The following is a 20,565-nucleotide window of genomic DNA, read 5'->3' on the forward strand; positions in this document are numbered from 1 at the left end:
TCAGGTAATTGCGCGCCACAACATGATGGCCCAATCTTTGGCGCCCAATTCGGGGCGATTCATGAATACGTCGTAGCCGCCCGCCTCGATACGCTCCAGCACGCGCAGCCCGCCTTGCACCACCAGGCGCAGCTCCAGGCCCATGCGGCCCGGCAGGCGGCGTGCCAGCGGAGCGCCGAAGTGTAGCAGTGCGCGGGCGCGTTCGACTTCAAAGGCCATCAGGTCGCGCCAGGCGGGCGTCAGGCGGCAGGCCGCCAGGTCCTCGTCCGTCACGCCGTGGCGGCGCAGGTCTTCCTGCGGCAGGTAGACGCGCTGCTTGTGCCAGTCCACCCGCACGTCCTGCCAGAAGTTCACCAACTGCAGGCCGGTGCAGATGGCGTCGGCCTCGCTGACATTCTGCGGATTGGTGGCCTCGAACAGGTGCAGCATCAGCCTGCCCACCGGATTGGCGGAGCGGGTGCAGTAGTCCGCCAGCGTGGCGTAGTCTTCGTAGCGCTTGACGCTGATGTCCTGCTCGAAGGCGGACAGCAAGTCGTAGAACGGCGTGATGGGCAGTTGGTGGCGCGCGATGGTGGCCGCCAGCGGCACGAAGATGCCGGCCAGCTCGGGCGAGCCGGGTTCGGGCGTGGCGCCCGGTTCGGCGCCGATGCGGTGCAGCTCGGCCCGGAAGGCGGCCAGCTGGTTCAGCCGTTCTGCGTCCGTGGCGCTGCCTTCGTCGGCGATGTCGTCCGCTGCGCGCGCGAACCGGTAGATATCGGTCACGGCGCCGCGCAGCCTGCGCGGCAGCAGCAGCGAGGCGACGGGAAAATTCTCGTAGTGATCGATGGGCATATGTGGGCTTGCGGATCTGGCCTTGGAGCCAGGACCTCTCCATTTTAGAGTAGTCGCATTTCCGTGACACGGCGCAACGCCGCGCAAGGCGAGGATCAGTTAGACTTAAGCGCCACAGGATCCCACACCATGCCGCGCCCAATCTCAGCCACCGTCTCCGTTTCCGCTCTTGCGCACAACCTTGCGGCCGTGCGTCGCCACCTGGATCAGACCGCTGAGGCCGCATCGGGCCTGCCGCCCTCGATTTGGGCGGTCATCAAGGCCAATGCCTATGGGCATGGCATCGAGCAGGCGGTCGCCGGCTTCTCCAAGGCGCAAGGCCTGGCCATGCTGGACCTGGACGAGGCCGTGCGCTGCCGCGAGGCGGGCTGGGGCGGGCCCATCCTGCTGCTGGAAGGCTTTTTCGAACCCTCCGACCTGGACATCGTCGACCGCTACCACTTGAGCGCCACCGTGCACAACCGGGAGCAGCTGGACATGCTGGCTCGCGCGCGCTTCTCGCGCCGCGTCGACATCATGCTCAAGTTGAACAGCGGCATGAACCGCCTGGGCTTCAGCCCAGCCGCCTATGCCGCCGCGCATGAGCGCGCCATGCTGCTGCAACAGCAGGGCGTGCTGGGCTCGGTGGGCAAGATGACGCATTTCGCCTGCGCCGACGGCCCCCAGGGCGTGAACGAGCAACTGGCGGTGTTCAATTCGGTGACGCATAAGATGCCGGGCGCCATCAGCGTCTGCAATTCGGCCGCCACGCTGCGCTTCGCCGAGATCGCCGTCGCCTCGGAAACCCAGGCGCACTGGGTGCGCCCGGGCATCTGCCTGTACGGCGCCTCGCCGTTCGCGGACGCCGAAGCCGCTTCCTTCGGTCTGAAACCGGCCATGTCGCTGCGCTCGGAAATCATTGCCGTGCAGGATCTGAAGGCGGGCGATTCCGTCGGCTACGGCGCCATCTTCCGCGCCGACCGCTCCATGCGCATCGGCATCGTCGCCTGCGGCTATGCCGACGGCTATCCGCGCCACGCGACCACCGGCACGCCGGTGGTGGTGGCCGGCATCCGCACCCAATTGGTGGGCCGCGTCTCCATGGATATGCTGATCGTCGATCTGGGGCCCGTCCCCGCCGCCGGCGTCGGCTCGCCCGTGTCGCTCTGGGGCGAGGAAGGCCCCTCCGTGGACGAGGTGGCCCAGGCCGCCGGGACCATCGGCTACGAGCTGCTGTGCGCCCTGGCGCCGCGCGTTCCGGTCACCCGGGACGTCTGAGGCGGCCCGGTTCCGCGCTGTCTGGCGGGCCGTCCGGCTGGCAAGAATTGCTACGCAATTTACAAGACAGGCAGCGCCGGATGGTGTCTACTTGGAAGACCGGGCGCCCAAGCGCCCGTTTTTTACCAAGAAAACAGAAGCGAGGTTTCAACCCATGAAGGACAAATGCGTGCTCGTCACGGGCGCCACCAAAGGCATAGGCTGGGCGCTTACTCAGCGGCTGTCCGACATGGGTTGTCATGTGGTGGGCATCGCGCGCAACACCACCGACGTGGATTTCCCGGGCTACCTCTACGCCTGTGACCTGGCGGATGCCGGCCGCACCGAGGAAGTGCTGCGCGAGATCCGCGAGAAATTCCCGGTCGACGCCGTCGTCAACAATGTGGGCATCGTCTCGCCCCAGCCGCTGGGCGAGATCGACCTGGCAACGCTGTACAACGTGCTCGACCTGAACGTGCGCGTGGCCGTGCAGGTCACCCAGGCGTTCATCGAATCCATGAAGGTGCGCCGCGCCGGGCGCATCGTCAACGTGGTCAGCCGCGCCATTCACGGCGGCCTGGAACGCACCGCCTATTCGGCCGCCAAGAGCGCGCTGGTGGGCTGCACGCGCACCTGGGCGCTGGAGCTGGCCGAATATGGCGTCACCGCCAACGCGGTGGCTCCCGGCCCGATCGAAACCGAGATGTTCCGAGCCACGCGGCCGGCCGGCAGCGACGCGGAAAAACGCGCGCTGGCTTCCGTGCCGATGAAGCGCCTGGGCACGCCCGCCGAAGTCGCGGCCGCGATCGCCTTCCTGCTGTCGGACGACGCCGGCTTCATCACCGGCCAGGTGCTGGGCGTGGACGGCGGCGGCAGCCTGGGCGGCCGTTCCTGAGGCTTTCAGCCTTTCACTGCGCTGCGGAACGCCGCGCCCAGGGCCGTTAGCGCATCGCGCTTGCGGCCATCCCTGACCCGGGTGTGCAGCAAGACCGGCAATTGCGGCAGGGCAGGCAGTCCTAATCTCGGACCCGCGTCGACCGCGCCGAAGGGCAGCATGCGCGGAGACAGCGCCGCAACGCCGAGTCCCGCCATTACGGCGGCCGCGACCGCCATCACGCCGCCGCCCACAAAGACCTCCGTCCACGGTATGCCCGATTCGTCGAGCAATTGTTCGGCGATGGCGCGCACGCCGCAAGGTTGCGCCATGGTGGCCAGGGGCAACGGTTCTCCGGCCCGATGCTGCCAGCCGGGCGCCGCGAACCAGCCGAATTTTTCCTTGGTCAGGACTTGTCCGTCGTCGCGTCCCGCATGCAGGCGCACGATCACCGTATCGAGTTCGCGCCGGTCGAAGCTCTGGAGCAGGTCGCCGGACGAGGCAATCCGGATTTCGATCAGCAACTGGGGATCCGCCGCGTTCATGCGTGCGATCAGCGCCGGCAGTTCGGGGCCCGCCACATGTTCGCTGATGCCGATGGCAAGGCGTTGCCTGCCCTCGGCCGCGACGGACAGTGCGCGGTCGTGCGCCGCAAGGAGTTCGCGCGCCTGCCCAAGAAAGGCGGCGCCCCGTGCCGAAAGCTCCACGTACCGCGGCGTGCGTTCGATCAGGCGAAAGCCCAGGCGGTCCTCGAGCCGCTTGAGTTTCAGGCTGATGGCCGCCTGTGTCGTGTGCAGGACTTCGGCGGCGCGCGTGAAACTGCCCAACTCGGCAATGCGGACAAAGGCCCTGACGGCAGCGATGTCCAGCGAGCGCTCAGTCATTTCAGATACTTATTATTGAAATATAGAGCCATAGCTTATCAGAATGACTAACATGAGGCTGCTCAACAGGGAGAACCCACTATGCCGCTAGTCCATGTCTCATTGCGCGCGGGAAAGCCGCAAGCCTATCGCCAGGCCATCTTCGACAATATCTATCTGGCCATGCGCGAAACGTTCAATGTTCCCGAAGACGACCAATTCATGACCATGACCGAGCATGATGCGTCGAACTTCCGCTATAGCCCGACCTACATGGATGTGGCGCGTAGCGATGACCTCGTGTACATCCAGATCACCGCGAACAACACGCGCAGCCTGGAGCAGAAGAAAGCACTGTTCCAGCGGATCGCGCAGCGCTTGGGCGACGATCCCGGCCTGCGGCCCGAGGACGTGTTCGTGAACCTGGTGGAAGTGGCGAAAGAGAACTGGTCTTTCGGATATGGTCTCGCGCAATACGCCTGAGACCGGCGGGGCGGCTGCGGCGCTACGCGCCCAGCGCGCCGGCTTCCACTCGCAGCGCATCCAGAAAGCGCAGCAGCGCCGGCGCCGCTTCCACCTGCGCCCGCTGCACCACGCCCACCGGTGGCAGGTTCCAGTCGGGCCGGAATCGCAGGATCGCGAGCACGCCCAGCGCGGCGTAGTGCTGCGCCACGGCGCGCGGCATGGCCGAGAGCACGTCGCTGCTGCGCAATAGCACCTCGTTGGCCAGCAGCGATACCGATTCGGCCATGGGCGCGCGCAGCGTCAGCCCCTGTTCGGCGAAGTAGGAGTCGATGCGCTGGCGCAGCGGCGCCTGCGGCGGCGGCAGGATCCAGTCCTGCCGCGCCAGCGCGGCGGCGGTGATGCGGGTGGACTTGGCCAGCGGATGGCCGACGCGCGCCACCACGCAGATCGGCTCTTCATACAGGACTTCGGTGCGGAACACGGGTTGCGTGGCATCCAGCATCAGGCGTCCCAGCACGCAATCGAGTTCGCCGCGCGCCAGGCCGGCCAGCAGCGCATCGTGCGCGCCTTCCTGCAGCATGACGGTGACGCCGGCATGGTCGGCGCGCAGGCGCTGCAAGGCGCGCGGCACCAGCACGGGCAGGGCCACCTGCTGCACGCCGACTCGGATGCGGCCGCTGGCGCCGGCGGCCAGCGCCGCGATCTCGTTGCGGGCGCCGGACAGGTCGGACCAGAGCACATCGGCCTTGCGCGCCAGCGCGTGGCCAAAGCCCGTGGGTACGATGCCGCGGCGCGTGCGCTGGAACAGCGGCACGCCGAACATGTCCTCCAGTTCCAGCAGTTGCTTGCTGGCCGCGGGCTGCGTCATGCCGAGCTCGGCCGCGGCCTTGTGCACGCTGCCCAGCGCGTATAGGGCGCGCAGCAGATCCAGGTGACGCATGCGCAGGCGTCCGCCGATGTGGTGCAGCTCTGGAATCCGGGGCGTGGCAGGCATTTTGTGTAATTCCTGTTGGTTATCACAGCATTCTAATAATTGATTAGATTGTATGCACCCCATACCTATACTGGATCGCAGTTCAACTGACCTGTACAAAAGGGGAAACCATGAAGATCACGATGCTGGGAACCGGAGCGGCGCTGCCCGATCCGGACCGGGGCCAGTCCGCCATCCTGCTGACCCTGGATGACGATACCCACTATCTGTTCGATTGCGGCGAGGGCGCCACGCGCCAGATGGTGCGCGCCAATGTCGATCCCGCCAAGGTCGGCTTTGTGTTCCTGACGCACCTGCACCACGACCACATCTGCGACTATCCCTACTTCGTCATCTCCAGCTGGATGCTGAACAAGACCGGCGCGCCGCTGGTGCTGGGGCCGAAGGGCACGCGCCATTTCGTCGATCATCTGTTCGAGAACGGCGCCTACCATACCGACTACCAGGCGCGCAGCGCCTATCCCGTGCGCCAGGCCAACCTGGAAGCCATGCGCCCCGAGGTGCGGGAAGTCAGCCCCGGGCCGGTGTTCGACGACGGCCGCGTGCGCATTTCGGTCGACTGGGTGGAGCACATTCCGCGCGACGTGTGCGAATGCTTCGGCGTGCGGGTGGAGGCCGAAGGCAAGGTCATCGCGTTCAGCGGCGACACCGCGCCCTGTGAAGCCATGGTGCGGCTGGCACAGGACGCCGACCTGCTGATCCATGAATGCACCTTCCCCGAATCGTTCATCGCGCATCGCGCCAAGACCGGCGTGGGCACTTATGCGCACACCAGCCCCACGGACCTGGGCATCATCGCCAGCCGCGCCGGCGTCAAGAGCCTGGTGGCGACGCACTTCGGCCATTTCGATTCGACCAGCCCGGTGATCAAGCGCGCCGCGGCCAAGCATCTGCCGGTGGAACTGATGGGGCCGCACCTGATGGACGAAATCGTGGCCGACATCCGCAAGAACTACTCGGGTCCGCTGCGGCTGGCGCACGACCTGATGCGCATCGACCTGTAGCATCCGCGAGGAAAAATGCCGGCCACCGGGCCGGCGCGTGCGCGGGCGATGCCCGCCGGCCAGGGAGAACACCATGACGTACCGGACTTGCGCCGTATCCGTTTTGCTAGCCTTGGGCGTGGCGGCGTCGCCGCTGGCCGCCTGGGCGCAGTATCCCGATCACCCCATCCGCATCGTCCTGCCGTACGCGCCGGGCGCGGCGGGCGACGTGGCCATGCGCCAGATCCAGCCCCTGCTGGAAAAGCGCCTGGGCCAGCCTCTGATTGTCGATTACAAGACCGGCGCCGGCGGCAATATCGGTGCGCTGGAAGTGGCGCGCGCCAAGCCCGACGGCTACACGCTGGTGCTGGGCGCGACCAACAATTTCGTCATCAATCAGTTCCTGTACCGCAAGTTGGGCTTTGATCCATTGGCCGACCTGGAGCCGGTGGGCAAGCTGGCGGATGTGCCCGCTTTCGTCTATGTCAGCGCGCAAGTGCCGGCGCAGGACTACGCGCAGTTCGCGCAGTATGCGCGCGCGCAGGCCGGCAAGCTGAACTATGGTTCCCCGGGCATGGGCACCACGCCGCATCTTTCCGGCTACCGCCTGTCGCACGCCATGGGCGCGGGTATGACGCACATCGCCTACCGAGGGTCCTCGCCGGGCGTGCAGGCCTTGCTGGCCAACGAGATCCAGATGTACATCGGTGGCTACAGCATTGCCGCGGCCTACATGCCGCAGGGCAAGGTGCGGGCCCTCGCGGTGGCGGCGCCCGAGCGCTTCGCCGCCTTGCCCGACGTGCCCACCGCGGCCCAGGCCGGCATGCCGGACGTGGTGCAAGGCAACTGGTGGGGCTTCGCCGCGCCCAAGGGCACGCCACCCGAGCGCGTGGCGCGCTTTGCGGACGTCCTGCATGAGGTGCTGGCCTTGCCGGAGGTGCGCCAGGCGTTCCTGGCCGGCGGCTTTGTGCCTGGGCAGGACACGCCCGCTTCCTTCGCCGCGGCCTGGCGCAGCGAAGCGCCGCAATGGCAGGCGGTGGTGCGCGAATCCGGCGTGGTGCTGGACAACTGAGGAGGGCGTCATGGAATACACGCGCCGCGGTTCGGGCCGTCCGCTGTTTCTGTTGCATGGCTTTTGTTCATCGTCCGCGATCTGGGATGGGCTGGCGGGCGCGCTGGCGCAAGAGCGCGACGTGATCGCACCCGACTGGCCGGGCTTCGGACGCGATGCGCAAGCGGCGCCCTTGCAGGGACTACCGGCGTACGCGGACGCGATCGTCGCCTTGGCGGACGAACTCGGCATCGGGACGTTCGACGTGCTGGGGCATTCGTTCAGCGGTTTCGTTGCACAGCAGCTGCTGTGCGCGGCTCCCGCACGTCTGGGCCGGACGGTGCTGTATGGCGCCGGCCTGCGGGTTGATCGCGCCGCGCGCTTCGAACCCATGGACCAGACCTTGGCGCGCCTGCGCGCGGATGGTCCACGAGCGACCGCCCGGCGCGTGCTGGAGACCTGGTTCCGGGCGGGGGAGCAGGCGCCTGCCTATGCGGCCTGCCTGGAAGACGGCATGTCCATGAGCGCCGCCGGCGCGGCCTCGATGCTCGCGGCGGTCGAAGGCGTGGACTACACGCAGGCCCTGGCGGCGGTGCGCGCGCCGGTGCTAGTCATATCGGGCGAACATGAACGCAGCCATCCGCTGGCTTCGGCGCTGGACCTGCGCGCAGCGCTGACCCACGGCAGCCTGTGCGTGCTGCCGGATTGCGGGCATGCCGCGCACCTGGAGCGCCCGCTATTGTTCAATACCGCCGTGCGCGAATTCCTGGCACGGCGGTGAATCGGGCCGGGGCGGGGAGCCCCGGCGCCCGCGTCAGTACGGACCCTTGGCCGCCGCCGCGGGTGCGGCGGCGTTCTTGAACTGGCCCGCCAACTGCTCGGCCGCGCGCGCCAGCAGCGTGGCGTCCACGCCCACGGCCACGAAGGTGGCGCCCAGCGACAGATAGTGCTTGGCGCGGTCCACGCCGCTGTGCAGGATGCCGGCCGCCTTGCCGCTGCGGACGATGCGCAGGATGGCGTCGTCGATCGCCTTGACCACGTCCGGATGCTCAGGCTGGCCCAGGTAGCCCATGCTGGCCGACAGGTCTGCCGGGCCGATGAAGGCGCCATCGACGCCATCCACCGCCAGGATCTCTTCCAGCGCCTCGACGCCGCGCGGCGTTTCGATCTGCACCAGCACGCACATCTCGTCGTTGGCGCGGCGCAGGTAGTCGGGAATGCGGTTCCAGCGCGACGAGCGGGCCAGCGCGCTGCCCACGCCGCGTACGCCCTGGGGCGGATAGCGTACCGCGGCCACGGCGGCGGCGGCTTCTTCCGCGGACTGCACCATGGGCACCAGCAGCGTCTGCGCACCCGTGTCCAGGATCTGCTTGATCTGGACCGCGTCGTTCCAGGCCGGCCGCACCACCGGCGCGACCGGATAGGCAGCCATGGACTGCAGCTGCTGCAGCGTGGTCTGCAAGGTGTTGGGGGCGTGCTCGCCGTCGATCAGCAGCCAGTCGAAACCGGCGCCGGCGATGATCTCGGTGGAGTAGGCGCTGGCCAGGCCGGCCCACAGGCCGATCTGGGGCTTGCCGCTGCGCAAGGCCTGCTTGAAGGTATTGGTCAGTATGTCCATGGATGGTGGCGCGGTCAGATGAAGTGGCAGTTGACGGAACCCAGCACGCCATAATCGACGTTGAAGGTATCGCCAGGGCGGGCCAGCACCGGCCGGGTGAAGGAACCCGACAGGATGATCTCTCCCGCTTCCAGCGCCACGTCGTGGGCGGCCAGCTTGTTCGCCAGCCATACTACGCCATTGGCGGGATGGTTCAAGACGCCCGCGGCCACGCCGGTTTCCTCGATGACGGCGTTGCGCGACAGGATGGCGCCGATCCAGCGCAGGTCCAGTTCGCCGATCTTCACCGGCCGTCCGCCCATCACCACGCCGGCGTTGGCGGCGTTGTCGGCGATGGTGTCGAACACCTTGCGCGGGCGCTTGCTGTCGGGGTCGATGCTGTGCGAGCGCGCGTCGATGATCTCCAGCGCCGGGATCACGTAGTCGACCGCGTCATAGACCTGGAACAGCGTGACGTTGGGGCCTTGCAGGCGCTTGCCCAGCACGAAGGCCAGTTCAACCTCCAGCCGCGGCAGGATGAAGCGGCCCGCGGGTATGTCCGCGCCGTCGTTGAAGAACATGTCGTCCAGCAGCATGCCGAAGTCCGGCTCATCGATCTGCGAGGCCTGCTGCATGGCGCGCGAGGTCAAGCCGATCTTGTGCCCGCGCTTGACCCGGCCCTCGGCCAGCTTGATGTCCATCCAGGCGCGCTGGATGGCGTAGGCGTCGGCGATCGTGATGTCGGGGTACTCGAGCGAAATCTGGCGGATCTGCTGGCGGGTGCGTTCGGCTTCGTGCAGGCGCGCGGCAATGGCGCGCACGGTATCGTTATCTAGCATCGGGGTTCCAGGTGTGGTGGAGTTGGAGTGGAATCAGTTGGGGAAGGGGATCAGCGTGTTGACCAGCCGCCCCACGCTTTCGATTTCGGTCACGACTTCGTCGCCGGGCTGCACGTTGACGATGCCGTCGGGCGTGCCCGTCAGGATCAGGTCGCCGGGCGAGAGCGTCATGAAGCTGCTGAAGTACTCGATCAGCGCGGGCACATCGAACACCATGTCGCGGGTATTGGCGCGCTGCGTCTCGACGCCGTTGACCGTGGTGCGCAGGTTCAGGTTCATGGGGTCCGGCACGTCGTCGCGGTCCACCAGCCAGGGGCCGAGCGGCGTGCAGGTGTCGCGGCTTTTCACGCGCAGGTTGGGGCGGTACCAGTTTTCCAGGTAGTCGCGCAGCGCGTAGTCGTTGGCCACGGTGTAGCCCGCCACGCAGTCATAGGCCTGGGCGCGGCTGACCTTGCTGGCGGTCTTGCCTATCACCACCGCCAGTTCGCATTCGTAGTGCATGAAGGCGACGTCGGCGGGGCGCAAGGTCCGGGCGCGGTGGCCGACAAAGGTGTTGGCGGCCTTGAGGAAACCCAGCGGTTCATCGGGCGCCTTGAAGGCCAGTTCCTTGGCGTGGTCGGCGTAGTTGATGGCCAGCGTGAAGGTGGTGCGCGGCTCGAAGGGCGGCAGCCAGTCCACCGCGTCTTCGGCGTAAACGCGTCCGTCGGCCAGACGGACCTGGCCTGGGCCGGCTTCGGTGACGGCGTGGATGACGCCGTCCAGGGAGATGCGGGCATGTTTCATGGCGGGCTCCTGTGCTTATCGGGCGGCGGCCAGCGGATTGCCCAGCGTGCCGACCCGAGCAATGCTGATCTCGTAGCGCTGTCCGGCGCGTGCGCGCGGCGCGCCGTGGGGCGTGCCGGCCAGCAGGATGTCGCCCGCTTCCAGCGTCATGAACTGGGTGACGTCGGCGATCAGCCGCGCCACGGGACGGATCAGGTCGGCGGTGTTGGCGCGCTGCGCCAACTGGCCGTCGATGCGCACTTCGATGTCCAGCGCGTCCGGGTCGCCGACCGCGGCCACGGGGGCGAGATCCTGGCCGATGGGGCAGAAGCCGTCGCGGCATTTCTGCTTGAGCGCGGGGCGGAAGTAACTGGCATGCGGCACGGACAGGTCGGCCACCACGCGGTAGCCCGCGACATAGTCCAGCGCCTCGGCTTCGCTCACGCGGGTCGCGCGGCGGGCGAACACCACGCCCAGACAGGCGCCGACTTCGACCTCGCCCACGTCGGTGGGCAGGGTGATCACCTCGCCATGGCGCGCATAGGTGTTGGCCGGCTTGATGTAGAGCACGGGCGCCTTGGGGGCGCCTTTGTAGGGGGGCGCGTCCACGGCGTCGCCCAGCGCGGCCAGCGCCTGGCGCGTGTTGAGCGCCGCGCCCACCACGGTTCGCGGCCAGGGCGCCGCAGCCGCGGCGGCGCGCGCGGCCAGGTGTTCGCGGTAGTTGTTGAGCTTGTAGTTCAGCACCGGGTCGGCCTCCTCGATCTGCATCGAGATACCCAGCGGGCGCACCGCCATCTGCGGCGCCAGCGCGGCGCTCAGCGCCTGGAATACCCGTTCGCCGAGCGCGGCCTTCTGTTCGGCGTTGCGGCCGTGGCCGATGCGCAGCACCACGTGGACGAAGGCATTGTCGGGATGGCCGTCGACGATCAGGCAGTCGTCCACCCGCAGCGCGCGGGTGCGCGCGCCGGCCAGCGGGAACAGGCTGCCGTCGCCCACGGCGGCGTCCTGCACGGTTCGCATCAGGGCCTGGGTATCCAGGGTCAGATTGCCCGAGTATTCGATCCAGATATGGGGCATGGCCTTGCTCCACCGAATGTAATTATCATGTTAACTATATTAATGAAAATCCAGGATGGCGACAATCCGCCAGCAGGCCATGGGGCCTGGTCATGCCTGGGGGTTTCCCGACATTGACAGCCCGGTCGGTCGAGCATAACGTTAACTTGTTAATTAAATTTGCGCCGCACCATCCGGCACAGACGGGACGAGGAGCCTAGCGTGAGCATCAAGCACTGGATCAACGGCAAGCAGGTCGACAGCAGCGACCGCTTCATCACCAGCAACCCGGCGACGGGCGAGGCCATCGCCGAGGTGGCCGCGGGCGGGCAGGCCGAGATTGACGCCGCCGTCGCGGCCGCGGCCGCAGCCTTCCCCAAGTGGGCCAACACGCCCGCCAAGGAGCGCGCCCGCCTGATGCGCAGGCTGGGCGAACTGATAGACCAGAACGTGCCGCAGTTGGCCGAGCTGGAAACCCGCGACACCGGGTTGCCCATCTCGCAGACCCGCAAGCAGCTGATCCCGCGCGCCTCGGAGAACTTCAACTTCTTTGCCGAGGTCTGCACGCGCATGAACGGCCACACCTATCCGGTGGACGACCAGATGCTGAATTACACGCTCTACCAGCCGGTGGGCGTGTGCGCGCTGGTGTCGCCCTGGAACGTGCCGTTCATGACCGCCACGTGGAAGACGGCGCCGTGCCTGGCGTTGGGCAATACGGCCGTGTTGAAGATGTCCGAGCTTTCGCCGCTGACGGCCGACCAGCTGGGCATGCTGGCGCTGGAAGCCGGCATTCCGGCCGGCGTGCTGAACGTGGTGCAGGGCTATGGCGCCACCGCCGGCGACGCGCTGGTGCGCCACCCCGGCGTGCGCGCGATTTCCTTCACGGGCGGCACCGTCACGGGCAAGAAGATCCTGGCCAGCGCGGGCGGCGTCAAGAAGTACTCGATGGAACTGGGCGGCAAATCGCCCGTGCTGATCTTCGACGACGCGGACGTGGAGCGGGCGCTGGACGCGGCGCTCTTCACCATCTTCTCGCTCAACGGCGAGCGTTGCACCGCGGGCTCGCGCATCTTCATCCAGCAATCCATCTATGACGATTTCGTGCACAGGTTTGCCGAACGCGCGCAGCGCCTGGCCGTGGGCGACCCCACCGACGACAATACCCATGTGGGCGCGATGATCACGCGTCAGCATTGGGAAAAGGTCACGGGCTACATCCGCCTGGCCGAGCAGGAAGGCGCGCGCATACTCGCGGGCGGCGCGGACCGGCCTGCCGGCCTGCCGGCCCATCTCGCGGGCGGCAATTTCGTCAGCCCCACGGTGCTGGCCGACGTCGACAACCGCATGCGCTGCGCGCAGGAAGAGATCTTCGGACCGGTCGCCTGCCTGCTGCCGTTCAAGGACGAGGCCGAGGGCCTGGCGCTGGCCAACGACGTGAAGTATGGCCTGGCCTCCTACATCTGGACCCGCGACATCGGCCGGGCGCACCGCCTGGCCCGCGGCATCGAAGCCGGCATGGTGTTCATCAACAGCCAGAACGTGCGCGACCTGCGCCAGCCCTTTGGCGGCACCAAGGAATCGGGCACGGGACGCGAGGGCGGCGAATACAGTTACGAGGTCTTTGCCGAGATCAAGAACGTGTGCGTGTCCATGGGCAGCCACCACATCCCCAGGTGGGGCGTCTGAATCCGGCCCGGACCATAAGAACGAGGAGACTAGCATCATGGGCAAGCTCGCGCTGGCGGCCAAGGTAACGCATGTGCCGTCCATGTATCTTTCGGAACTGCCTGGCAAGCACCAGGGCTGCAGGGAGGCCGCGATCCAGGGACACCGCCTCATCGGCCAGCGTTGCCGCGACCTGGACGTGGACAGCATCGTGGTGCTGGACGTGCACTGGCTGGTCAACGGCGGCTATCACGTGAACTGCAACAGCGGCTTCAAGGGCCGCTACACCAGCAACGAACTGCCGCATTTCATCAAGGACATGGATTACGCCTACCGCGGCAATCCGCAGCTGGGACGCCGCATCGCCGAATTCGCCAACGCGGCGGGCGTGGGTACGCGCTCGCACGAGATCGACAGCCTGGAGCTGGAGTACGGCACCCTGGTGCCCATGCGCTACATGAATGGCGACGGGCGTTTCAACGTGGTGTCGGTGGCCGCATGGTGCGCCTGGCACTCGCTGGACGAAAGCCGGCGCTTCGGCGCGGCGCTGCGCCAGGCCATCGAAGCCAGCGACAGCCGCGTGGCGGTGCTGGCCAGCGGCTCGCTGTCGCACCGCTTCAACGACAACGGCAGCCCCGAGGCCGCCATGCATCAGATCAGCCGCGAGTTCTTCCGGCAGGTGGATCTGCGCGTGGTGGAACTGTGGCGCCAGGGCGACTGGAAGACCTTCTGCGCCATGCTGCCCGAATACGCCGACCTGTGCGTGGGCGAGGGCGGCATGCACGATACCGCGATGTTGTTGGGCCTGTTGGGCTGGGACGGCTACGACCAGCCGGTGGAGATCGTCACCGATTACTTCGCCAGTTCCGGCACGGGACAGATCAACGCGATCTTCCCGGTGCCGGCCTGATCATTCGTCTTCGGAGGCGCGCGGGTCGGCGGGCTCGCGCTTGATCAGTTCGACCATGGTGTCGACGTCGCGGTACAGGCGGTCCAGCAGTTCCTTGCCGATCCGGGCTTCGATTTCCTGGTACTTCGCATCCACTTGCGGCCGCATGCGGTCGATGAGCTTGTTGCTCTTGGGGGTCAGCGAAATTTCCTGGCGCCGCTGGTCGGCGCTGGAGCGCGTGCGCTTGATCAGGCCCTGTTCCTGCATGCCCGCCAGCATGCGGGTGAGGCTGGGGCTGAGGATCTGGCAGGTGCGGGCGATCTGGTTGGGTTCCATGGAGCCCACTTCGCTCAGCGTGCGCAGCACCCGCCATTGTTGTTCGGTGACGCCCGCGGCGTGCAGGATGGGGCGGAAGTGCGCCATCAGCGTTTCGCGCGCGTAGAGCAGCAGATGGGGAAGATTGCGGTGGTGGAAGCTCGGACTCATGGCGGCTATGTTAGCAAGAAGCCGGGCCGCGCCGCAGCGAAATCGGAGACGCGCGCCCATCGGCCCGCGCCGGGCGCGGGTCCGATGCGCGGCGGCGTTCAGGAGGGGATCTGCTGAGCCAGTTCCTGCAGGTCGTCGGGCAGGGTCAGGTCGGGCGCGGCCTGTTGCAGTTCGCGCAGCGCCTGCACGGCCTCTGCCTGTTGTTCCTCGCGCACCAGCGCCCGGATATGGGTCACGCGGGCTTCGATGTCCTGGTCGCTGAGGGCGGGTGTTTCCGGCGCGGCGGGTTCGGCGGCCGGCTGTTCCGCAGGGGCGGCTTCCTGGGCCGGGGCGGCTTGCGGCACTGCTTCCTGCTGCGGCGCGGCCACGCGTTCGGTGACGGGCGCGGTCTGTTCGGCGGGCGCTTCCGCCGGCGTGGACAGCAGGGCGGGCGCGCGTTCCGAACTTGTCCCTATTTCATGGGGGGCGATGACCGGGGTGTTCTGCTCGGTAAAGTCCTGAGCTTCACGCATTTCGGTCCAGGCGAACAGGCCGAAGACCATCGCGGCGCAGGCGGCGGCGCCCCAGGCGGGGTGCCAACTATGGCCGGGGTGCCAACTGCGGCGCACGGCCGCGTCCAATTCGGGGCTGGCGCCGGAGCCGTGCCTGCGATACAAGGCGCGCAGATCCCGTTCATCGTCTTCGTCGAAAGGGGGGCGGTAGGTAATGCTCATGCGCGTACTCCTCGCGCATGCGCCTGGTGGCAAGGCGCATCCGCGTCTGGCCTTTGCGCACGCCGCGCCGGTGGTCCGGCGGTCTCGTCGTGGCTCGGGTCCTGTTCCGGTTTAGGCGGCTTCCTGGAAAGCCGCGGGTGATTGCGCCGCGATTCCCGCTGCCGCGCCCGGGGGCGCGTCGCCGCAGGTATGCCGCCCTGGACCGGGCGGTTCGTCAATGCGCTGCACTTGATGATTATGCGCGATTTGGAGAAATCCGCCAGAGAATTTCTTGAGTTTGCATCATGTAACTTCAGCCCGTCCCTGTTTTTGAAAGCAGAATGACAGATGGCTGCACCATCGTGGGGCGCGCGAGGATGAATGCGCGCGTTCGCGCCCGCATGCCGCGCGCCGCGGCCCGGGCTTGCCGGTACACTTTCGCGCATGGCCAAATCCCGAACCGTATACGTGTGCGCCGATTGCGGCGGCACCACCCCGAAGTGGCAGGGCAAATGCCCGCATTGCAACGCCTGGAACACGCTGGAAGAAACCGTGGAGTCGTCGGCGCCGGCCGCCGCCTCCCACCGTTACGCGCCGCTGGCGGCCGCCAGCCCGGTGCGCAGCCTGTCTGAAATCGAAGCCCGTGAAACGCCGCGCCAGCCTACCGGGCTGGAAGAGTTCGACCGCGTGCTGGGCGGCGGCCTGGTGGCCGGCGCCGTGGTGCTGATCGGCGGCGATCCGGGCATAGGCAAGTCCACCTTGCTGTTGCAGGCGCTGGCGTCGCTGTCCGAAGTCACCAATGTGCTGTACGTCACGGGCGAGGAATCCGCCGAGCAGGTGGCCCTGCGCGCGCGCCGCCTGGGCCTGCAGACGGGCAACGTCAACCTGCTGGCCGAGATCCGGCTGGAGTCGATCCAGGCGGCGGTGTCGGAGCAACAGCCCACCGTTGCCGTGATCGACTCGATCCAGACACTGTATAGCGGCGAGCTGAGCGCCGCGCCGGGTTCGGTCTCGCAGGTGCGCGAATGCGCGGCGCAGCTTACGCGCCTGGCCAAGCAGACGGGCATCGCCATCGTCATGATCGGCCACGTCACCAAGGACGGGGCGCTGGCCGGGCCGCGGGTGCTGGAGCACATCGTGGACACCGTGCTGTATTTCGAGGGCGATACGCATTCTTCGTTCCGCCTGGTGCGCGCTTTCAAGAACCGCTTCGGCGCGGTCAACGAACTGGGCGTCTTCGCCATGACGGACCGCGGGCTGCGCGGCGTGGCCAATCCGTCCGCGCTGTTCCTGTCGCAGCACGAACAGCAGGTCGCTGGATCCTGCGTGATGGCCACGCAGGAAGGTACTCGCCCGTTGCTGGTGGAGATCCAGGCGCTGGTGGATAGTTCGCACGCGCCCAACCCGCGCCGGCTGACGGTGGGTCTGGAAGGCAACCGCCTGGCGATGCTGCTGGCCGTGCTGCACCGGCACGCCGGCGTGTCCACCTTCGACCAGGACGTGTTCGTCAACGCGGTGGGCGGCGTGCGCATCACCGAACCCGCGGCCGACCTGCCGGTGTTGCTGGCCATCATGTCCTCGCTGCGCGACAAGCCGCTGCCGCGCGGCCTGATCGCCTTCGGCGAAGTCGGCCTCGCGGGTGAGATCCGGCCCGCGCCGCGCGGCCAGGAGCGCCTGCGCGAAGCGGCCAAGCTGGGCTTTTCCATTGCCCTGATCCCCAAGGCCAACGCGCCGCGCCAGCCCATCGAAGGACTGGAGATCTGGGCGGTGGACCGGCTGGATGCCGCGCTGGAAAAGTTGCGCTGACGCTCGGGCCGGCGGCCCGCGGCGGTTTCGTATCCGTATTCTGATTGCCCGGCCTGCCACAGGACGGGCCTGCTGGAGCAAGAAGTGAGTCTGTTAGTTATCGCCGCGTGCCTGGCCGCGGGCGGCCTGATCGGTTTCATGGGCGGCGTGCTGGGCATTGGGGGCGGCCTGATCGCGATTCCCGCGCTGGTGCTGTTGATGGGCATGTCGCAGCAGCTGGCGCAGGGCACCGCGCTCATCATGGTCCTGCCCACCATCATGATGGCGGTGCGCAAGTACAACCAGCAGACCCGCATCGACAAGCGCGTGGCGCTGGCGGGCGCCGCTGGCGCCGTGGTGTTCACCTGGGTCGGCGCGCAACTGGCGCTGGGCATAGACTCCGGCATCCTGCGCCGCAGCTTCGCCGTGTTCCTGTTCTTCATTGCGCTGTTCTACGTGTGGCAGACCTGGCGCGCATCGCGGCCCGCTGCCGCACGCAAGCCGGCGGCCAAGGGCGATGCCCCCGTCTTCACGCCGCGCCGCGCCAGCGTGCTGGGCATCCTGTGCGGTACGCTGGGCGGCTTCTTCGGCGTGGGCGGCGCGGTGCTGGCCGTGCCTATCATCACCTCCGTGTTCAGGCTGCCGCAGACCACTGCGCAGGCGCTGGCGCTGAGCATGGTGATTCCGGGTTCCTTCATTGCCTTGATCACCTACACCTGGGCGGGGCAGGCCGATTGGCTGGTTGGCGCGCCGCTGGCGATAGGCAGCCTGCTGTTCGTGCCGATAGGCGTGAAGCTGGCGTACCGCTTGCCTGAACGCAAGCTGAGAGCCTGCTTCGCGCTGATGCTGTTCGCCACCGTGGCGCTGCTGGCGTTCGAGAGCTGAGCCGTGCGCACAATATTTCGAAGCGTTAGCGACCGCAATTTTCTGGTTCCGCGCTGAACCTTCTGGATGTGCCGGGTTCAAACGGGAACGGGTTAGGGTGTTGTAGAGACCCTAGAGGCGATGTTGCCGCCCCGTGTCGGAAAGGCCTGCGGGCCTTTCACATTCAGGAGTTCATGAAATGACGACTCACTCCCGTATTGCTGCGTTCCTCTCCACCTCGGCCTTGTGCCTCGGTCTTGCCGCCGCGCCTTCGGCGTTTGCGGCGGGCGCCGATGCCACGTCCAAGGCGGGGGAATCCAAGACCCAGGCGCAGCACAAGCATCACAAGTCCGACAAGACCTCCGCCAAGCCGGCGGCGGCCAAGTCGGGCGGGGCCGCGAAGACGGATCATTCCGGCCCCGCGGCGCCGGCGAAGTAAGCACTGAGGGCCTTGCGGCCTGGTAGTTCCTTTGCGCAAACGACTTCCGATTCCCGCGGGGGCCGGAAAGTCGAAAGCCTCTCGGTATGGGCGCCGAGAGGCTTTTTCTTTGGCGCGCCGCAGCCGCGGCCGCCGCCTTACTCCGCCGGCGTGACCACGCGGCCGGTCTCGAAGAACGCCTGCAGGTTTTCCAGCATCAGGTTCTCCATGGCCAAGCGGGTTTCCAGCGTGGCGCTGCCGATGTGTGGCAGCAGCACGGCGCGGTCGGTCTTGAGCAGCGCCTCGGGCACCTTGGGCTCGTGCTCGAACACGTCGAGCGCGGCGCAGCCCAGCTTGCCGGCTTCGAGCGCGGCGACCAGCGCGGTTTCGTCGATGACGGGGCCGCGCGCGATGTTGACGATGATGCCGGTGGGGCCCAACGCTTCCAGCACTTCGCGGTTGACCAGATGGCGCGTGCTGGGGCCGCCGACGGTGGCCACGATGAGGAAATCGGCCCACTTGGCCAGATCGGTGAGCGAAGCCTCGTAGCCGTATTCCACGTCATCGCGCTTGCGGCGGTTGTGATAGCGCACGTCCATGTCGAAACCCATGCCGCGGCGGGCGATGGCTTCGCCGATGCGGCCCAGGCCGATGATGCCCAGCTTCTTGCCGCTGACGCGCTGGCCCAGCGGGATGCCGCCATGCACCTGGCCCCACTGGCCCGCGCGCACGAAGCGTTCGCCCTGGCCCATGTGGCGCGCGCCCGCGATCAAGAGGCCCCAGGCCAGGTCCGCGACGCAATCGGTCAGCACGTCAGGCGTGTTGCTGACCTGCACGCCGCGCTGCTTGGCGGCTTGCACGTCGATGGTCTCGTAGCCCACGCCCCAACTGCAGATGGCCTTCAGGTCGGGCAGGGCGTTGATGAGTTCGGCGTTGGCGCCGTAGGTGGCGGACGTGACGACGGCGGTCACGCCCTTGCCGTGCTCGGCCAGCGCGGCCTTGCGGTCGGGGTACTTCCACAGCTCGACGACGTCGTAGCGGTCCGCGAGCGTCTTGTTGGCGTAGGGGGAACCGGCCAGCGAGCCGACCTGGATGATGCGATGCTTGGTGGTCATGTTGTCGTACAGGTGGGTGGCAAAACGTTGATGCTACTTGATCCGGCCTTGAACCAGGCTGACAGGATGCCCGCCGGGGGGCATCCCGCGTCCTGATGACGCCGCTACTCGAGCTGGATATTGGCTTTCTGGATGACGTCCTTCCAGCGCTTGACCTCGGCCTGCTGGAACGCCGTGAACTGCTGCGGCGTGTTGGCCACCACCTCGAAGCCCAGGCCTTGCAGGGTCTTCTCGGTCTGGGGATCGCGCAGCGCGGTCTGCAAGGCCTTGGACAATTGCTGGACGATGGCGGCGGGCGTGCCCTTGGGCACGGCAAAGCCTTGCCAGGAATACACCACCATGTCCTTGATGCCGGCTTCGGCCAGCGTGGGCACGTCCGGCAGATCGGTGGCGCGCGCGTCGCCCGTGATGGCCAGCGCCTTGAGCTTGCCGGCCTTGATGTGGGTCTGGACCGCGCCCAGGTTCTGGAACGACACGTTGACCTGCCCGCCGATCAGGTCGGCGATGGCCGCGCCGCCGCCGCGGTAGGGCACGTCCACGCCCGTGCTCTGGGTGCGCTGGCGGAACAGCACGGCGGACAGGTGGTCCGACGAACCCGTGCCCGACGAGGCATAGGACACCTTGCCCGGATTCTTCTTCGCGTACTCGATCAGCTCGGCGACGGTGCTGGCCGGAAACGCCGGCGCGGCCACCAGCACGTTGGGATTGCGCACCGCCTGCGTCAGGTACTCGAAATCCTTGCTGGGGTTGTACGACAGGTTCTTGTACAGCGCCTCGTTGATGGCGAAGGTGCCGATGGAGCCGACCATCATGGTGTAGCCGTCGGGCGTGGAGCGGGCCAGCGCCTGCGCGCCGATGGCGCTGTTGGCGCCCGGTTTGTTCTCGACCACGAAGGTCTGCCCCAGGATTTTCGTCAGCCCCGGCGTGACCGAGCGCGCGGTGATGTCGGAGGATCCGCCCGGCACGAAGGGCACGATCATCGTGACGGGTTTGTCGGGATAGCCGGCGGCGTGCGCGGCGGGCGTCCCGAGCAGAACGGCGCCCGCCGCGGTGGCGGCTGCGATGGCCGCGGCGCTCATCAGTTTGTTCATGGTGTC

General features: G+C 67.4%; 22 protein-coding genes. 11 read left to right on the plus strand and 11 right to left on the minus strand.

Going from position 1 to position 20,565, the window contains the following annotated elements; genetic code table 11:
• Nucleotides 1-831 (minus strand): squalene synthase HpnC, encoded by an 831-nt coding sequence (hpnC, locus tag FOC84_RS24965; RefSeq protein ID WP_173146990.1) that lies wholly within the window; start codon nt 829-831, stop codon nt 1-3.
• A 129-nt stretch (nt 832-960) separates the two neighbouring features.
• On the opposite strand from hpnC, the gene alr reads away from it, so the two are divergent.
• Complete coding sequence (gene alr, locus FOC84_RS24970; RefSeq protein ID WP_173146992.1) at nt 961-2,088, plus strand: alanine racemase; 1,128 nt, start codon at nt 961-963, stop codon at nt 2,086-2,088.
• Nucleotides 2,089-2,242: 154 nt separating this feature from the next.
• On the plus strand, nt 2,243-2,962 hold the full coding sequence (locus FOC84_RS24975) for an SDR family oxidoreductase (RefSeq protein WP_042794220.1): 720 nt from the start codon (nt 2,243-2,245) through the stop codon (nt 2,960-2,962).
• Between the two features lie 5 nt (nt 2,963-2,967).
• On the opposite strand, the gene FOC84_RS24980 is transcribed toward FOC84_RS24975, so the two are convergent.
• Nucleotides 2,968-3,825 (minus strand): LysR family transcriptional regulator, encoded by an 858-nt coding sequence (locus FOC84_RS24980; protein WP_173146994.1) that lies wholly within the window; start codon nt 3,823-3,825, stop codon nt 2,968-2,970.
• An 81-nt stretch (nt 3,826-3,906) separates the two neighbouring features.
• Between FOC84_RS24980 and FOC84_RS24985 the strand changes: the two genes are divergently transcribed.
• A complete protein-coding gene (locus FOC84_RS24985) occupies nt 3,907-4,287 on the plus strand; it encodes a tautomerase family protein (RefSeq protein ID WP_173146996.1) in 381 nt (126 codons plus the stop codon).
• A 22-nt stretch (nt 4,288-4,309) separates the two neighbouring features.
• Here FOC84_RS24985 and FOC84_RS24990 read toward each other — a convergent pair whose 3' ends face one another.
• Nucleotides 4,310-5,263, minus strand: coding sequence for a LysR substrate-binding domain-containing protein (locus tag FOC84_RS24990; RefSeq protein WP_173146998.1), 954 nt, complete (start codon nt 5,261-5,263; stop codon nt 4,310-4,312).
• A 110-nt stretch (nt 5,264-5,373) separates the two neighbouring features.
• Between FOC84_RS24990 and FOC84_RS24995 the strand changes: the two genes are divergently transcribed.
• From FOC84_RS24995 to FOC84_RS25005, 3 genes are all read left to right on the plus strand, one after another.
• Complete coding sequence (locus FOC84_RS24995; protein WP_013394808.1) at nt 5,374-6,267, plus strand: MBL fold metallo-hydrolase; 894 nt, start codon at nt 5,374-5,376, stop codon at nt 6,265-6,267.
• 73 nt (nt 6,268-6,340) lie between these two features.
• Nucleotides 6,341-7,318 carry a Bug family tripartite tricarboxylate transporter substrate binding protein gene (locus FOC84_RS25000; protein ID WP_173147000.1) on the plus strand — a complete coding sequence of 326 codons (978 nt, stop codon included), beginning with the start codon at nt 6,341-6,343 and terminating at the stop codon, nt 7,316-7,318.
• Nucleotides 7,319-7,328: 10 nt separating this feature from the next.
• Nucleotides 7,329-8,078 carry an alpha/beta fold hydrolase gene (locus FOC84_RS25005; RefSeq protein ID WP_173147003.1) on the plus strand — a complete coding sequence of 250 codons (750 nt, stop codon included), beginning with the start codon at nt 7,329-7,331 and terminating at the stop codon, nt 8,076-8,078.
• A 33-nt stretch (nt 8,079-8,111) separates the two neighbouring features.
• Here FOC84_RS25005 and hpaI read toward each other — a convergent pair whose 3' ends face one another.
• From hpaI to FOC84_RS25025, 4 genes are read right to left on the minus strand one after another with little or no spacing between them, the layout of a single operon-like run.
• A complete protein-coding gene (hpaI, locus tag FOC84_RS25010; protein WP_173147004.1) occupies nt 8,112-8,915 on the minus strand; it encodes a 4-hydroxy-2-oxoheptanedioate aldolase in 804 nt (267 codons plus the stop codon).
• A gap of 14 nt (nt 8,916-8,929) precedes the next feature.
• Nucleotides 8,930-9,733 (minus strand): 2-oxo-hept-4-ene-1,7-dioate hydratase, encoded by an 804-nt coding sequence (hpaH, locus tag FOC84_RS25015; RefSeq protein WP_088141393.1) that lies wholly within the window; start codon nt 9,731-9,733, stop codon nt 8,930-8,932.
• 33 nt (nt 9,734-9,766) lie between these two features.
• On the minus strand, nt 9,767-10,516 hold the full coding sequence (locus tag FOC84_RS25020) for a fumarylacetoacetate hydrolase family protein (RefSeq protein ID WP_173147007.1): 750 nt from the start codon (nt 10,514-10,516) through the stop codon (nt 9,767-9,769).
• A 15-nt stretch (nt 10,517-10,531) separates the two neighbouring features.
• Nucleotides 10,532-11,572: a fumarylacetoacetate hydrolase family protein gene (locus tag FOC84_RS25025; RefSeq protein WP_173147009.1), complete on the minus strand. Its 1,041-nt coding sequence runs from the start codon at nt 11,570-11,572 to the stop codon at nt 10,532-10,534.
• 201 nt (nt 11,573-11,773) lie between these two features.
• Here FOC84_RS25025 and hpaE point away from each other — a divergent pair, with 201 nt between their 5' ends.
• Together hpaE and hpaD are read left to right on the plus strand one after the other, a co-directional pair.
• The gene (hpaE, locus tag FOC84_RS25030; protein ID WP_173147011.1) at nt 11,774-13,240 is read left to right on the plus strand and encodes a 5-carboxymethyl-2-hydroxymuconate semialdehyde dehydrogenase; all 1,467 of its coding nucleotides are present in this window, start codon (nt 11,774-11,776) and stop codon (nt 13,238-13,240) included.
• A gap of 37 nt (nt 13,241-13,277) precedes the next feature.
• Nucleotides 13,278-14,129 carry a 3,4-dihydroxyphenylacetate 2,3-dioxygenase gene (gene hpaD / locus FOC84_RS25035; RefSeq protein ID WP_173147013.1) on the plus strand — a complete coding sequence of 284 codons (852 nt, stop codon included), beginning with the start codon at nt 13,278-13,280 and terminating at the stop codon, nt 14,127-14,129.
• Here hpaD and hpaR read toward each other — a convergent pair whose 3' ends face one another.
• Nucleotides 14,130-14,594: a homoprotocatechuate degradation operon regulator HpaR gene (gene hpaR / locus FOC84_RS25040; RefSeq protein WP_088141388.1), complete on the minus strand. Its 465-nt coding sequence runs from the start codon at nt 14,592-14,594 to the stop codon at nt 14,130-14,132.
• Between the two features lie 98 nt (nt 14,595-14,692).
• The gene (locus tag FOC84_RS25045) at nt 14,693-15,307 is read right to left on the minus strand and encodes a hypothetical protein (RefSeq protein WP_173147014.1); all 615 of its coding nucleotides are present in this window, start codon (nt 15,305-15,307) and stop codon (nt 14,693-14,695) included.
• A 423-nt stretch (nt 15,308-15,730) separates the two neighbouring features.
• Between FOC84_RS25045 and radA the strand changes: the two genes are divergently transcribed.
• From radA to FOC84_RS25060, 3 genes are all read left to right on the plus strand, one after another.
• On the plus strand, nt 15,731-17,092 hold the full coding sequence (radA, locus tag FOC84_RS25050; RefSeq protein WP_173147017.1) for a DNA repair protein RadA: 1,362 nt from the start codon (nt 15,731-15,733) through the stop codon (nt 17,090-17,092).
• 84 nt (nt 17,093-17,176) lie between these two features.
• Entirely contained in the window at nt 17,177-17,956 is a 780-nt protein-coding gene (locus FOC84_RS25055; RefSeq protein ID WP_173147020.1) for a sulfite exporter TauE/SafE family protein, read from the plus strand.
• 178 nt (nt 17,957-18,134) lie between these two features.
• A complete protein-coding gene (locus FOC84_RS25060; protein WP_173147023.1) occupies nt 18,135-18,374 on the plus strand; it encodes a hypothetical protein in 240 nt (79 codons plus the stop codon).
• A 137-nt stretch (nt 18,375-18,511) separates the two neighbouring features.
• Here the strand turns inward: FOC84_RS25060 and FOC84_RS25065 are convergent, their stop codons facing one another.
• Both FOC84_RS25065 and FOC84_RS25070 read right to left on the minus strand, forming a co-directional pair.
• Nucleotides 18,512-19,468 (minus strand): 2-hydroxyacid dehydrogenase, encoded by a 957-nt coding sequence (locus FOC84_RS25065; RefSeq protein WP_173147025.1) that lies wholly within the window; start codon nt 19,466-19,468, stop codon nt 18,512-18,514.
• 104 nt (nt 19,469-19,572) lie between these two features.
• Nucleotides 19,573-20,559, minus strand: coding sequence for a Bug family tripartite tricarboxylate transporter substrate binding protein (locus FOC84_RS25070; RefSeq protein WP_173147028.1), 987 nt, complete (start codon nt 20,557-20,559; stop codon nt 19,573-19,575).
• Nucleotides 20,560-20,565 lie beyond the last annotated feature (6 nt).

The sequence above is a fragment of the Achromobacter pestifer genome, from assembly GCF_013267355.1.
Lineage (GTDB): Bacteria > Pseudomonadota > Gammaproteobacteria > Burkholderiales > Burkholderiaceae_B > Achromobacter > Achromobacter pestifer_A.

Excerpts from the sequence above, each read along its gene's own strand:
- hpnC (WP_173146990.1), bottom strand. The coding sequence starts at position 831 with ATGCCCATCGATCACTACGAGAATTTTCCCGTCGCCTCGCTGCTGCTG.
- alr (WP_173146992.1), top strand. The coding sequence starts at position 961 with ATGCCGCGCCCAATCTCAGCCACCGTCTCCGTTTCCGCTCTTGCGCAC.
- FOC84_RS24975 (WP_042794220.1), top strand. The coding sequence starts at position 2,243 with ATGAAGGACAAATGCGTGCTCGTCACGGGCGCCACCAAAGGCATAGGC.
- FOC84_RS24980 (WP_173146994.1), bottom strand. The coding sequence starts at position 3,825 with ATGACTGAGCGCTCGCTGGACATCGCTGCCGTCAGGGCCTTTGTCCGC.
- FOC84_RS24985 (WP_173146996.1), top strand. The coding sequence starts at position 3,907 with ATGCCGCTAGTCCATGTCTCATTGCGCGCGGGAAAGCCGCAAGCCTAT.
- FOC84_RS24990 (WP_173146998.1), bottom strand. The coding sequence starts at position 5,263 with ATGCCTGCCACGCCCCGGATTCCAGAGCTGCACCACATCGGCGGACGC.
- FOC84_RS24995 (WP_013394808.1), top strand. The coding sequence starts at position 5,374 with ATGAAGATCACGATGCTGGGAACCGGAGCGGCGCTGCCCGATCCGGAC.
- FOC84_RS25000 (WP_173147000.1), top strand. The coding sequence starts at position 6,341 with ATGACGTACCGGACTTGCGCCGTATCCGTTTTGCTAGCCTTGGGCGTG.
- FOC84_RS25005 (WP_173147003.1), top strand. The coding sequence starts at position 7,329 with ATGGAATACACGCGCCGCGGTTCGGGCCGTCCGCTGTTTCTGTTGCAT.
- hpaI (WP_173147004.1), bottom strand. The coding sequence starts at position 8,915 with ATGGACATACTGACCAATACCTTCAAGCAGGCCTTGCGCAGCGGCAAG.
- hpaH (WP_088141393.1), bottom strand. The coding sequence starts at position 9,733 with ATGCTAGATAACGATACCGTGCGCGCCATTGCCGCGCGCCTGCACGAA.
- FOC84_RS25020 (WP_173147007.1), bottom strand. The coding sequence starts at position 10,516 with ATGAAACATGCCCGCATCTCCCTGGACGGCGTCATCCACGCCGTCACC.
- FOC84_RS25025 (WP_173147009.1), bottom strand. The coding sequence starts at position 11,572 with ATGCCCCATATCTGGATCGAATACTCGGGCAATCTGACCCTGGATACC.
- hpaD (WP_173147013.1), top strand. The coding sequence starts at position 13,278 with ATGGGCAAGCTCGCGCTGGCGGCCAAGGTAACGCATGTGCCGTCCATG.
- hpaR (WP_088141388.1), bottom strand. The coding sequence starts at position 14,594 with ATGAGTCCGAGCTTCCACCACCGCAATCTTCCCCATCTGCTGCTCTAC.
- FOC84_RS25045 (WP_173147014.1), bottom strand. The coding sequence starts at position 15,307 with ATGAGCATTACCTACCGCCCCCCTTTCGACGAAGACGATGAACGGGAT.
- radA (WP_173147017.1), top strand. The coding sequence starts at position 15,731 with ATGGCCAAATCCCGAACCGTATACGTGTGCGCCGATTGCGGCGGCACC.
- FOC84_RS25060 (WP_173147023.1), top strand. The coding sequence starts at position 18,135 with ATGACGACTCACTCCCGTATTGCTGCGTTCCTCTCCACCTCGGCCTTG.
- FOC84_RS25065 (WP_173147025.1), bottom strand. The coding sequence starts at position 19,468 with ATGACCACCAAGCATCGCATCATCCAGGTCGGCTCGCTGGCCGGTTCC.
- FOC84_RS25070 (WP_173147028.1), bottom strand. The coding sequence starts at position 20,559 with ATGAACAAACTGATGAGCGCCGCGGCCATCGCAGCCGCCACCGCGGCG.